Below are 11476 nucleotides of genomic sequence, written 5' to 3' on the forward strand. Positions count from 1 at the left end.
CGCCGCCGCCAGAGATTCGGGGGCGTCCGACACGACCGCGCCGCGCCCCGTCGGGGCGCGGCGCCTGTGGCATCCCTGGCTGCGCCTCACTCGGCGGCGGGTTCGGCCGGGGTCTCCTCGATCCCCTCGGGGCGGCCCACCAGCACAAAGCGCAACTGGTCGGTGTCCAGCATCTCTCCGGCCACGCGCGCGACATCCTCGGCCGTCACCGCCTCGACCTTCTCGTTGCGGGTGTTAATATAGTCGATCGGCAGCCCGATCAGCTGCATCCCCGACAGGATCGAGGCGATGCGCCCGTTCCCGTCAAAGCGCAGCGGATATTCCCCGGTCAGGTAGGTCCTGGCATCCGCCAGCTCCTGCTCGGTCACGCCCTCGGACATGCGGCTCCATTCCTGCCGGATCAGGTCGACCGCCTCGGCAGTCGTGGCGTTGGATCCCGCCATGCCGCCCTGCCAGGTCTGGCCGTAAAGCCCCGAGGCCAGGCTGGTGCCCACGCCATAGGTCAGCCCGCGCTTTTCGCGGATCTCCGCCATCAGGCGCGAACTGAACCCGCCGCCGCCCAGGATGTGATTGGCCACGAAGGCCGCAAAATAATCGGGATGGTCGATGGGCAGGCCGGGCCCGGCAAAGGACACCACCGTCTGCGGGCTGTCCCAGTCGATCACCGTCACGCCGCCGGTCAGCTGCAGCTCTGCCGGCTCGGGCAGGGGGGCCGTCGCCTGTTCGGGCAGCCCGCCCAGGATCCGGTCCAGCAGCGGCCCCAGTTCCTCGGCGCTGATGTCGCCCGCGGCCCCCACGATGACCCGGTCGCGGGCCAGGGTGCGGTTCTTGGCCACGACCAGGTCCTGCCGTCCGATCGAGGCCACGCTTTCGCGCGTCCCGTTGATCGAGGTCGCATAGGGATGGTCGCCCCAGGCCTGCTGCGCCATCTCCTTGGCGGCGATGCTGTTGGGATCATTCGCCTCGGACCGGATGATGGCCTGCACCTGGGCGCGCACCCGCTCGACCGCCTGATCGTCAAAGCGCGGCTGCGTCAGGGCCTGGGCCAGCAGGTCGGCGGCCTGGTCGCGCGTCTCGCTCAGCGCCTGAAATCCGACCGAGATGGAATCGTCGCCGGCCTCGAAGGACAGCCGCGCGCCCAGATCCTCGACCGCCTGCGCGAATTGCGTAGCGTCGCGGGTGCCGGCGCCCTCCTCCAGCAGGCCTGTCATCAGGTTGACCGCACCCCGCTTGCCCGATGCGTCCATGCTGGCGCCGCCCTTGAACTGGATGTCCAGCGCGACAAAGGGGATGCTGTCATCCTCGACCAGCCATGCCTGGATTCCGCCCGGAGAGGTGACCTCCTGGATCTCGATGGCCTGGGCGGGCAGGGCGATCAGGGCGATCACGGTGGCGATGGCGGCGCGGATCATCCTTGGACCTCGGGGCTTTGGGGTGCGGGGGCGGGCTGTTCGGGGTTAGGCGGGGTGGCGGCAGGCGGTGCGGGCGGTCCGGCCTCGGCCTCGGCCTCGGCCTCCGCCTCGCCGGGCAGCAGCCAGCCGGTGACGGTGCCCGGGCCGGACAGGACGTCGCGGGCCGCGGCCATGACATCCTCGGACGTCACCGCCCCCAGGATGTCGGGCCAGTCGTTCACGTCCTCGACCGTCAGGCTGGTGGAGAGGCCCTGGCCGTAATCATAGGCCCGCCCATGCGCGGAATCGCGGGCATAGATCTGGGCGGCGCGGATGCGGGTCTTGACCCGCTCCAGGTCGGCCTCGTCCGGGCCGCGCTCCAGGAACTTGGCCAGCGCGGCATCCAGCGCGGCCTCGGCCTCTTCCGGGGTCGAACCGTCGGCCGGGACCAGGGACAGCCGGAACTCCGTCCGGTCCAGCGACAGTCCGTCATAGCTGGCCCCGACCCACAGCGCCTTGCCCGGCAGCACCAGTTCGCGCCCCAGGACCGAGGTCTGGACCGACCCGCCCAGCAGTTCGGCCAGCACGGTCAGCGCAGCGGCCTTCTGCTGCTGGCCCGGATCGCGTTCCTGCGCCAGCACGCTGCGGGTCATCTGCGGCTGCGCCACGCGCGGGTCCGTCATCTCGATCCGGCGCGTGGTGCGCTTGGGCGGCTCCTGCGGGCGGATGCGGGGCGCGGCCTCTCCCTTGGCGGCAATCGCACCGTAATGCTCCTCGGCCAGGCGCCGGACCTCATCGGCCGACACGTCGCCTGCGATGACCAGGATCGCCTCCTCGGGGGAATAATGCGTGTCGTACCAGGCGACCGCATCCTCGCGGGTCAGCGCCTCGATCTCGTCGCGCCAGCCGATGATGGGGCGGCCATAGGGGTGGTTGTCATAGACCAGCGCGTTCATCTCTTCGGCGAACAGCGCGCGGGGATCGCTGTCGACCCGTTGCGCGCGCTCCTCCAGCACGACCTGCCGCTCGGCCATCCAGTCGTCATCCGAGATGGACAGGTTGGCCATCCGGTCGGCCTCCATGTCCATGACCAGGGGCAGGCGGTCGCTGGCGATGCGCTGGAAATAGGCGGTGTAATCCCAGGAGGTGAAGGCGTTGTCGCTGCCGCCATTGGCGGTGACGGTCTTGGACAGCTCGCCCGCATCCAGCCGGTCGGTGCCCTTGAACATCAGGTGTTCCAGGTAATGGGCGATGCCGGACTTGCCCGGCTGCTCGTCGGCGGCGCCGATCTTGTACCAGACCATCTGCACCACGACCGGCGCGCGGCGATCCTCGATCACCACCGTTTCCAGCCCGTTCGGCAGGGTGAAGTGGCTGATGCCCTCCGGCATCTCGGCCAGGGCGGGCAGGGCCGTCAGCGACGTGGTCAGCGCCAGGGCCGCGGCCAGGGCGGGACGGAATGCGGGACGACACATGTTTGCGGCAACCTCCTCTTGCTGCCCGAAACTTGGACCGGGGGCCGCGGGCGTGCAAGCGCCCCTCGCGGGAATGTGCGGCGCGGCGGATGCGGCGCAGGGGCGCAGCTCTCCCGATCCCCGCCCGCTTCGATGGGGCCGGGATCGTGCCCCGGCGCCCCAGGCAGCGGGTTCAGGCCGTCAGGCGCAGCGGCAGGCGGGTCGGGCCATGGGCCTGCAAACCGGACTTCCACGTCACCGGCCCGTCCAGCGCCAGGCCGGGCGCGCGGGCCAGAAGGGCGGTGAACAGGATCTCCATGTTCAGCCGCGCCAGGTTGTTGCCCAGGCAGACATGCGGCCCCGCGCCAAAGGCCAGATGCACGTTCGGGCGCCGCGTGATGTCCAGCCGGTCGGGCGCCGCGAAGGCCGCCGGATCGCGGTTCGCCGCCGCATAGAGCAGGCCGAACTTGCTGCCCCTTGGCCAGTCCTGCCCGCAGATCGTCAGGTCCTCGGAGGCATAGCGGTGGAAAAAGGGCAGCGGCGCGGCAAAGCGGAACATCTCCTGCACGGCCAGCGGCATCAGGTCGGGATGCGCGCGCAGCAGCGCCAGCTGGTCGGGATGGGTCAGCAGCGCGTGCAGCCCGCTGCCCATCACGTCGATGGTCGACCCGTGCCCGGCATGCAGGATCTGCATGATCGTGGCGATCAGTTCGTCATGAGTCAGCAGGCCCGCCTGCTCGGCCTCGATCATCGCCGACATCAGGTCGTCCCGCGGGCGGGCGCGGCGGGCGGCGTGCAGATCCTCCAGCAGATCGGCAAAAAGCCGCGTGGCCTCCTCGGCGCGGGCCTTCTTGGCCGGGGTGCGGTCGATGTCGAAATAGCTGACGACGTGGTCCGACCATTCCGTCATCTGCGGGGCCAGGGCGGGTTCGGTCCCGATCAGGTGGCCGATCACCTGCCCCGGAAGATGCGCGGTCAGGTCGGCCACGAAATCGATCCGGCCCTGCGGGATCAGCCGGTCCAGCGCCGCATCCACCCAACCCGTCACGAAGCCCCGCAGGCTTTCCAGCCGGGTCTTGGTGAAGAAGGGAAAGACCGCGCGCCGCAGGCGGTCATGGTCCGGCCCGTCCGTGTCCAGCATCGAGGTCTGAACATAGCGTTCATGGAACGGCATGTCGTGGAAGTTGCCCGCGACCTGAAGCCCGCGCACCTCGTCGGGCGGGCAGAAGGCAGCGGGGTCGCGCACCATGCGCCGGTCCAGCGCGATCGCCCTGACATCCGCCATGCGCGCGGCCAGATGCCCGTCGAAGCCCGGCCAGAAGGGCAGGCCCGGCTGCGCCCGCAGCGCGGCATAGGCCGGCCAGGGATCGGCCCCGAAACCGGGCGCCGACGGATCGAAGTCCGCCGTCATCAGCGGGCGGCGGGGGCGGGCGCGGTCGAGGTGATGGCGCCGGCGCGCTGCCAGCGCAGCTGTTCGGCCGCGGCTTCCAAGGTCATGGGCGCATAGGCGCGCAGATAGGCCGAGGTGCCGAACAGCCGCTCCAGCGGGCGGCGGCTGTTGCGCGCCCGCCATTCGGCATCGGACTGGGCCAGCCGGGCGCGGATCTGCGGGTCGGTGCCAAGGCGGCTGGCCTGCGCCACCAGCGCCTGGTCGGCCGCGCCGATGCCCTGGTCGGCCAGGCGGGCCGGGTTGCCGCCCAGGGCGGCCACCGCGTCGCCCTGCGGGTTCGGGTCGGTGATGTTCGTGCCGCCCGGCGTGGGCGCCGGCAGCACCGACAGGTCGGGCGGCATCGACAGGGCGCGGGTGGGCAGGATCGCGAATTCATCGGGGCCCGACTGGTCGGCCTTGATGTTGTTCAGCTGCGAGCCGCCCGAGCAGGCCCCAAGGCCCGTCACGATCCCCAGTCCGATCACCAGCGCCAGCGTCCGCATGTCCTGCCCCCTTGTGCTTTGCGCCGTTCTAGCCCGGTTTTCCGTCGCCGTCACGGGCTTGATCGCGCGATGCCTGCTGGGACTTGTCGAACAGGTCCCCCTGCCGCGCCTGCGGCAGGAAGGGCTCCTGCGGCTTGGCGGGCGCGGTGCCCTTGGGCTGCGCGGGCCGGACCTTGGGGGTGCCGGTGCCACGCTTGCGGGCGGGGGGCGTCGTCTCGGGCTTGTTCTGCGGCATCAGGACCAGGCCGATGGCACCCGCAAAGATCGCGATGTCGGCCACGTTGAAGCTGAAGGGGTTCTGCCAGCCCGGCACCGACATGTTCAGGAAATCGGCCACCGCGCCGTAAAGGATGCGGTCCACGACGTTGCCAAGTGCGCCGCCGATCAGCAAGCCCGCCGCCACCCGGGCAAAGCGCCCCAGCGCCGCGCGCCAGACCCAGATCCAGACCCAGATGCAGATGGCGACCGCGATCCCCACCAGCACCCACCGCATCACGTCCTGTTCCGAGGACAGCAGCCCGAAGTTCACGCCCTGGTTCCAGGCCATCCGCAGGTTCAGCCAGGGCGGCAGCACGTCGATCTCGCGCAGGCGGTCCAGCTGCATGACGTGGACCACCAGGTATTTCAGCGCCTGGTCCAGCACGAAGATGGCCGCCGCAACCCAGGCCACCAGGCGCATGCCGCTGCGGGGGCGCGTGTCGGGATGATGGCCGCGGGCGGCGTGCGGCGGGGTGGCCGTCCGTGGCGGGGCGGCGCGGCTGGCCTTGGGGGCGGCGCCCTTGGGGGCGCCCTTCTGCGGGGCGCGGGCCATCAGTGGCGGAAATGCCGCTGGCCGGTGAAGACCATGGCCAGCCCAAGCCGGTTGGCCGCCTGGATCACCTCGTCGTCGCGCATCGAGCCGCCGGGCTGGATCACGGCGCGGGCGCCGGCCTCGGCCAGCGCCTCGATGCCGTCGGCAAAGGGAAAGAACGCGTCCGACGCCACGGCCGAGCCGATGGTCAGGGGCTGGGCCAGGCCCAGGGCCTCGGCCATGTCCTCGGACTTGCGGCGACCGATGCGGGTGCTGTCCACGCGGCTCATCTGGCCTGCGCCCACGCCGACGGTGGCGCGGTCCTTGGCATAGACGATGGCGTTGGATTTCACATGCTTGGCGACGGTCCAGGCGAACATCAGGTCGGCCAGTTCGTCCTGCGAGGGCTGGCGCTCGGTCACGATCTTCAGGTCGGCCGGCGCCACATGGCCATTGTCGCGGCCCTGGATCAGCATGCCGCCCGAGACCTGCCGAAAGGTCAGCCCGCCTGCCCGCGGATCGGGCAACCCGCCCGTGGTCAGCAGGCGCAGGTTCTTTTTCGCGGCAAAGATGCGGCGGGCATCCTCGTCGGCATCGGGGGCGATCACGACCTCGGTGAAGATCCTGACGATTTCTTCCGCCGTGGCGCCGTCCAGCGGCTGGTTCAGCGCGATGATCCCGCCAAAGGCCGAGGTGCGGTCGCAGTCGAAGGCACGCTTGTAGGCTTCCAGCGCGGTCGCGCCACGGGCCACGCCGCAGGGGTTGGCGTGCTTGATGATCGCGCAGGCGGGACCGTCCGCGGGATCGAATTCGGCCACCAGTTCAAAGGCGGCGTCCGTGTCGTTGATGTTGTTGTAGGACAGCTCCTTGCCCTGATGCTGCTTGGCGGTCGCCACGCCCGGGCGCGCGTCGCCTGTGACATAGAAGGCCGCCTGCTGGTGCGGGTTCTCGCCATAGCGCAGCCCTTGGGCCAGCGTGCCGGCAAAGGCGCGGCGGCGGGGCGTGGTCTCTCCGATGGCATCGGCCATCCAGGTGCTGACGGCGGCGTCATAGGCGGCGGTGCGGGCATAGGCCGTCTGCGCCATCCGCTGGCGGAAGGGCAGGGTGGTACCGCCATTCGCGTCCAGTTCCGCCAGGACCGCGTCGTAATCCTGCACGTCCACGACCACGGTGACGAAGCCGTGGTTCTTGGCCGCCGCGCGGATCATCGCCGGGCCGCCGATGTCGATGTTCTCGATGCAATCGTCATAGGCCGCGCCCTTGGCGACGGTCTCCTCGAACGGATAGAGGTTCACGACCAGCAGGTCGATCGCGCCGATGCCGTGCTGCTCCATCGCGGCGACATGATCGGCGTTGTCGCGCAGCGCCAGCAACCCGCCATGGACCGCCGGATGCAGCGTCTTGACGCGGCCGTCCATCATCTCGGGGAAGCCCGTGACATCGGCCACGTCGGTGACGGTCAGGCCCGCCTCGCGCAGCGCCTTGGCGCTGCCGCCGGTGGACAGGATCTGGACGCCGCGCGCGTCCAGCGCGCGGGCGAAGTCGATCAGGCCGGTCTTGTCGGAAACGGAGATCAGCGCGCGCTTGAGGGCGACGGGGTCGGTCATGGGGGCCTCGAGGATCTGGTTCCCCGCCCGATTACCGAAACCCCGCGCGAAGGTCCAGCGTCAGCCCGCCCCCCTTCAGCCTGCCTTGCGCAGCCGCGCCATGTAGAACCCGTCCATGCCGCCGCGGTCGGCCCAGTAATCGGGGCGCAGGCGCAGCCCGCCCTCCTCGGTGATCCAGGCGGGGTCGATGCCGGGCAGATCGGGGCGTTCGACGGTCAGGCCGGGATGGCGCGCCAGCGCCTCGTCGATCTGCACCTCGCCCTCGTCCGGGATCAGCGAGCAGGTGGCATAGACCAGCCGCCCGCCGGGCCGCAGCAGCGACAGGGCGTGGTCCAGCAGCGCCGCCTGCAATTCGATCAGCTCGGCGATGCCATGCCCGTCGCGGATGAAGGGCAGGTCGGGATGGCGGCGGATGGTGCCCGTGGCCGAACAGGGGGCATCCAGCAGGATCGCGTCCAGCGGCTGGTCGGGGCGCCATTCCAGCGCGTCGGCGGTGACCAGGTCGGCCGACAGGCCACAGCGGGCCAGGTTCTCGGTCACGCGCTTCAGGCGCTGGTCGCTGATGTCGACGGCGGTGACCTGCGCGCCGGCGGCGGCCAGCTGCATCGTCTTGCCGCCCGGCGCCGCGCAGAGGTCGGCGATGCGTTCGCCCGGCTGCGGGTCCAGCAGGCGGGCAGGCAGGGCGGCGGCGGCATCCTGGACCCACCAGTCGCCGGCGTCGAAGCCCGGCAGGGCGGATACCTGGACCGGCCCGTGCAGGCGCAGCGACCCGGTGGGCAGCATCTCGGTATCCGGCAGGACGTTGGCGCGGGGTTTCAGGGTCAGGTCCAGGGGGGCGCCCCGTTGATGCGCGGCCTCGATGGCGCGCATGACGCCGTCGCCATAGGCATCCTCCAGCGGCCCGCGCAGCCAGTCGGGCAAGGGCTGCGGCGGCAGGTCGGCCCAACCGGCATGGGCGGCGGCCTTGCGCAGCACGGCGTTCACCATGCCGGCGGCGGCCTGCCCGCGCTTGCCAAGCGTGCGGGTCATATCGACCGCGGCGCCCACGACGCCATGCGCGGGCGCCCCCAGTTCCAGCATCTCGACCACGCCCAGGCGCAGCACGTCGGCGATCTGCGGGGCCGGCTTGCGGCTGACCAGCGGTTCGATCACCGCATCGGCGCGACCCTGGTGGCGCAGCGTTTCCGCCGCCAGCCGCGCGGCGCGGGCCTGTTCGGCCACGGCCAGGCTGCGCAGCGCGCCCTGCTGGTCCGACAGGGACCGGCCCTCGCGCACTCCCTGGATCAATCGCAACGCGCCCCTGCGCGCCATATCGCCGCCCGGCTTTGCCAAAACGCTTTCCTTCGCCTACATGTTCGTCAAGACTGACCGCGACCCATACGCCCATTCGGGGGATGTTTCCATGAGTGATGACACCGACCGCCCCGCTGACACCGCGCCCCAGGCCGGGCCCGACCTGCCGCCCGCCGCGCAGCGCGCCCTGGCCGAGGCCGAAGAGCGCCGCCGCGCCCGCGCCGCCCAGATTCTGCCCGAGGAATATGGCGGCCGCGACGGGCCCGAGCCGGTGCGCTATGGCGATTACGAAAAGAACGGCATCGCGGTGGACTTCTGAATGGCGCGGGTCGTTTCATGGATTGGCTGAAGGCGTCCGCCACCCAGCAGGGCCGCGCGATCATGGCGGGGCTGCTGGACCCGATCGACCAGACCGAGGCCTATCTGGCTGCGGCCAAGGCGCATCCCGACTGCGACCGGATCTTTGCCCGGCTGACGCCCGCGCGTGCCCGGTCCGAGGCCGTCGCCGCGCATGACCGCGCCAAGCTGGGGCGCCGCCACAGCCTGCTGGACGGCGTCGCCATCAGCTGGAAGGACAATATCGACAGCGGCGGCACGGTGACCGAGGCCGGATCGAAGCTGCTGGAGGCGCGGGTGCCGCGCAAGGATGCCAACATCCTGGCCCGCGCGGCACGGCGCGGCACGATCTGCCTGGGCAAGACCCACATGACCGAACTGGCATTTTCGGGCCTGGGCCTGAACCCGGTGACGGCGACGCCGCCCAATGCGCTGGACCCGGCGCTGGCGCCGGGGGGCTCGTCCTCGGGGGCGGCGGTGTCGGTGGCCCTGGGGCTGGCGGCGGCGGCCATCGGCACCGATACCGGCGGATCGGTCCGCGTGCCGGCGGCCTGGAACGGCCTGGTCGGCTTCAAGCCGACGCAGGGCGCGCTGCCCGAAAAGGGCGTGGTGCCCCTGGCGCGCAAGTTCGACATCGCGGGTCCCCTGGCCCGCACGGTCGAGGATTGCGCCGAATTGTTCGCGATCATGGCCGACCAGCCTGCGCCCGACCTGACCGAGGCCACGGCCCAAGGGCTGCGGCTGATGGTGCTGGACGGGCTGCCCTTTGACGGGGCCGAGGCCGGACCCGTCGCCGCCTTCGAGGATGCGGTGGACCGGCTGGGGCGCGCGGGCGCGCAGGTCACGCATGTCGCCACCGACTGGATCGACCGCGCCATGGCGCTGTCGCCGCAGCTGTTCGCGCCCGAGGCCTATGGCATCTGGCGCGCCCAGATCGAGGATGCGCCCGAACTGATGTGGAAGCCGATCCTGGAGCGTTTCCGCGGCGGTGCCGAGGTCAGCGCGCCCGATTACGTGGCGGCCTGGGAAAGCCTGACCCGCGTGCGCCGCAGGTGGATCAAGGAGGTCGTCGGCGGCTATGACGCCGTGCTGATCCCGACGGTGCCGATCATGCCCCCCGCCGTGGACCGCCTGATGAAGGACGAGGCCGAGTTCGTCCGCGCCAACCTGCTGACCCTGCGCAACACGCGCATTGCGAACCTGCTGGGCCTGCCGGCGATCACGCTGCCGACCGGGCATGCGGCCTGCGGGATCTCGATGCTGGGTCACGCGGGGCATGACCGTCACCTGCTGCGCGTGGCTGCGGGGGCCGAGGCGGCGCTGGCGGCGGATTAAGCGAGGGCCTGCCCGTTTGCAGGTCTTTTGCTGGACGCAAGGCCGCGTTCACGCTAATGTTTCTGCAAAAGGAACGGGGCGCAGACCCCGAGAAGCGAGGCAGAGATGGCATTCCCCGAGCGGTTCTCGAACCTGCCCGACTACGCGTTCCCGCGCCTGCGGGCGCTGTTGTCCGACATCACGCCGGATCTGGCGCCGGGCGAATCCCCTATCGTGCTGACCATCGGAGAGCCGCGCCACGCGATGCCGGAGTTTGTGCGCGGGGTCATGGCCGACAATATTGGCACGCTGGCGAAATATCCGGCAAACGAGGGGATTCCCGAACTGCTGGCTGCGATCGGCGGCTGGCTGGACCGGCGCTATGGGTTGGATGTGGGGCCTGATCGGCTGATGGTGCTGAATGGCACGCGCGAGGGGCTGTTCAACGCCGCGCTGGCGCTGTGCCCTGAACGCAAGAACGGCCAGCGCCCGGCGATCCTGGTGCCCAACCCCTTCTACCAGGTCTATGCGGTCGCCGCCGCCGCCGTCCAGGCCGAGGCGGTGTTCGTTCCCGCGACGCCCGATACCGGGAACCTGCCCGACTACGCCGCGCTGGACCCTGCGCTGCTGGACCGGGTCGCCGTGGCCTATCTGTGTTCGCCCGCCAACCCGCAGGGTGCCGTGGCCGGGCGCGACTATCTGGAACGGCTGGTGACGCTGGCCGAGCGGCAGGATTTCCTGATCTTCGCCGACGAATGCTATTCCGAGATCTGGCGCGACGTGCCGCCGCCGGGCGCGCTGCAGGTCGCGACCGCGATGGGCCTGCCCGACCGGGTGGTGATGTTCAACTCGCTGTCCAAGCGGTCGAACCTGCCGGGGCTGCGCTCGGGCTTTGCGGCAGGCGGCGTCGCGCAGATCCGCGAGATGCGGCGCCTGCGCAATTATGCCGGGGCGCCCCTGCCGCTGCCCGTTCAGCATGTCAGCGCCGCAGCCTGGGCCGACGAGGCCCATGTCGAGGCCAGCCGCGCGCTGTACCAGGAAAAGTACCGCATCGCGGACCGGGTGCTGGGCGACGTTCCGGGCTATCAACGACCGGATGGCGGGTTCTTCCTGTGGCTGCCGGTCGAGGATGGCGAGGCGTCTGCGCGCAGGCTCTGGGCGGAGGCGGGCATCCAGGTCCTGCCGGGCGCCTATCTGTCGCGCGAGGTAAACGGGGTCAATCCGGGGCACGGCTTTGTGCGCGTGGCGCTGGTCGCCGATGCGGCCCTGACCGGGGCGGCCCTGACGCGGCTGCGCGACGTTCTATACGACAGGGCGGGCGCCGTGGCGGCCGCGGACATGACCGACGGGGAAGGGTGA

Annotated in this window: 10 protein-coding genes; 3 read left to right on the plus strand and 7 right to left on the minus strand. The window is 70.9% G+C overall.

Annotation, left to right across the window (positions count from 1 at the left end; all coding sequences use genetic code 11):
* Window positions 1-86: 86 nt before the first annotated feature.
* The 7 genes from ACNR9W_RS01435 to ACNR9W_RS01465 form a co-directional block, all read right to left on the minus strand.
* The gene (locus ACNR9W_RS01435; protein ID WP_419268798.1) at window positions 87-1412 is read right to left on the minus strand and encodes a M16 family metallopeptidase; all 1326 of its coding nucleotides are present in this window, start codon (window positions 1410-1412) and stop codon (window positions 87-89) included.
* Window positions 1409-2866 carry a M16 family metallopeptidase gene (locus ACNR9W_RS01440; protein ID WP_419268799.1) on the minus strand — a complete coding sequence of 486 codons (1458 nt, stop codon included), beginning with the start codon at window positions 2864-2866 and terminating at the stop codon, window positions 1409-1411. Before ACNR9W_RS01440 ends, ACNR9W_RS01435 begins: the two co-directional genes overlap by 4 nt.
* A gap of 172 nt (window positions 2867-3038) precedes the next feature.
* Window positions 3039-4256, minus strand: coding sequence for a cytochrome P450 (locus ACNR9W_RS01445; protein WP_419268800.1), 1218 nt, complete (start codon window positions 4254-4256; stop codon window positions 3039-3041).
* Window positions 4256-4777: a DUF3035 domain-containing protein gene (locus ACNR9W_RS01450; protein ID WP_419268801.1), complete on the minus strand. Its 522-nt coding sequence runs from the start codon at window positions 4775-4777 to the stop codon at window positions 4256-4258. The genes ACNR9W_RS01445 and ACNR9W_RS01450 overlap by 1 nt, the downstream gene beginning before the upstream one ends.
* 28 nt (window positions 4778-4805) lie before the next feature.
* The gene (gene lspA / locus ACNR9W_RS01455; RefSeq protein ID WP_419268802.1) at window positions 4806-5588 is read right to left on the minus strand and encodes a signal peptidase II; all 783 of its coding nucleotides are present in this window, start codon (window positions 5586-5588) and stop codon (window positions 4806-4808) included.
* Window positions 5588-7174, minus strand: coding sequence for a bifunctional phosphoribosylaminoimidazolecarboxamide formyltransferase/IMP cyclohydrolase (gene purH, locus ACNR9W_RS01460; protein ID WP_419268803.1), 1587 nt, complete (start codon window positions 7172-7174; stop codon window positions 5588-5590). The genes lspA and purH overlap by 1 nt, the downstream gene beginning before the upstream one ends.
* Before the next feature lie 75 nt (window positions 7175-7249).
* Entirely contained in the window at window positions 7250-8485 is a 1236-nt protein-coding gene (locus ACNR9W_RS01465; RefSeq protein WP_419268850.1) for an RsmB/NOP family class I SAM-dependent RNA methyltransferase, read from the minus strand.
* Between the two features lie 91 nt (window positions 8486-8576).
* Between ACNR9W_RS01465 and ACNR9W_RS01470 the strand changes: the two genes are divergently transcribed.
* From ACNR9W_RS01470 to ACNR9W_RS01480, 3 genes are all read left to right on the plus strand, one after another.
* Complete coding sequence (locus tag ACNR9W_RS01470) at window positions 8577-8786, plus strand: DUF1674 domain-containing protein (RefSeq protein ID WP_419268805.1); 210 nt, start codon at window positions 8577-8579, stop codon at window positions 8784-8786.
* Window positions 8787-8803: 17 nt separating this feature from the next.
* The gene (locus tag ACNR9W_RS01475; protein WP_419268806.1) at window positions 8804-10138 is read left to right on the plus strand and encodes an amidase; all 1335 of its coding nucleotides are present in this window, start codon (window positions 8804-8806) and stop codon (window positions 10136-10138) included.
* A gap of 105 nt (window positions 10139-10243) precedes the next feature.
* The gene (locus tag ACNR9W_RS01480) at window positions 10244-11476 is read left to right on the plus strand and encodes an aminotransferase class I/II-fold pyridoxal phosphate-dependent enzyme (protein WP_419268808.1); all 1233 of its coding nucleotides are present in this window, start codon (window positions 10244-10246) and stop codon (window positions 11474-11476) included.

Origin of the sequence: Paracoccus sp. T5 (genome assembly GCF_048538155.2) — a bacterium.
In the GTDB taxonomy this organism is placed as follows: Bacteria; Pseudomonadota; Alphaproteobacteria; order Rhodobacterales; family Rhodobacteraceae; genus Paracoccus.

Excerpts from the sequence above, each read along its gene's own strand:
- ACNR9W_RS01480 (WP_419268808.1), top strand. The coding sequence starts at position 10,244 with ATGGCATTCCCCGAGCGGTTCTCGAACCTGCCCGACTACGCGTTCCCG.
- lspA (WP_419268802.1), bottom strand. The coding sequence starts at position 5,588 with ATGGCCCGCGCCCCGCAGAAGGGCGCCCCCAAGGGCGCCGCCCCCAAG.
- ACNR9W_RS01445 (WP_419268800.1), bottom strand. The coding sequence starts at position 4,256 with ATGACGGCGGACTTCGATCCGTCGGCGCCCGGTTTCGGGGCCGATCCC.
- ACNR9W_RS01475 (WP_419268806.1), top strand. The coding sequence starts at position 8,804 with ATGGATTGGCTGAAGGCGTCCGCCACCCAGCAGGGCCGCGCGATCATG.
- ACNR9W_RS01440 (WP_419268799.1), bottom strand. The coding sequence starts at position 2,866 with ATGTGTCGTCCCGCATTCCGTCCCGCCCTGGCCGCGGCCCTGGCGCTG.
- ACNR9W_RS01465 (WP_419268850.1), bottom strand. The coding sequence starts at position 8,485 with ATGGCGCGCAGGGGCGCGTTGCGATTGATCCAGGGAGTGCGCGAGGGC.
- ACNR9W_RS01450 (WP_419268801.1), bottom strand. The coding sequence starts at position 4,777 with ATGCGGACGCTGGCGCTGGTGATCGGACTGGGGATCGTGACGGGCCTT.
- purH (WP_419268803.1), bottom strand. The coding sequence starts at position 7,174 with ATGACCGACCCCGTCGCCCTCAAGCGCGCGCTGATCTCCGTTTCCGAC.
- ACNR9W_RS01435 (WP_419268798.1), bottom strand. The coding sequence starts at position 1,412 with ATGATCCGCGCCGCCATCGCCACCGTGATCGCCCTGATCGCCCTGCCC.
- ACNR9W_RS01470 (WP_419268805.1), top strand. The coding sequence starts at position 8,577 with ATGAGTGATGACACCGACCGCCCCGCTGACACCGCGCCCCAGGCCGGG.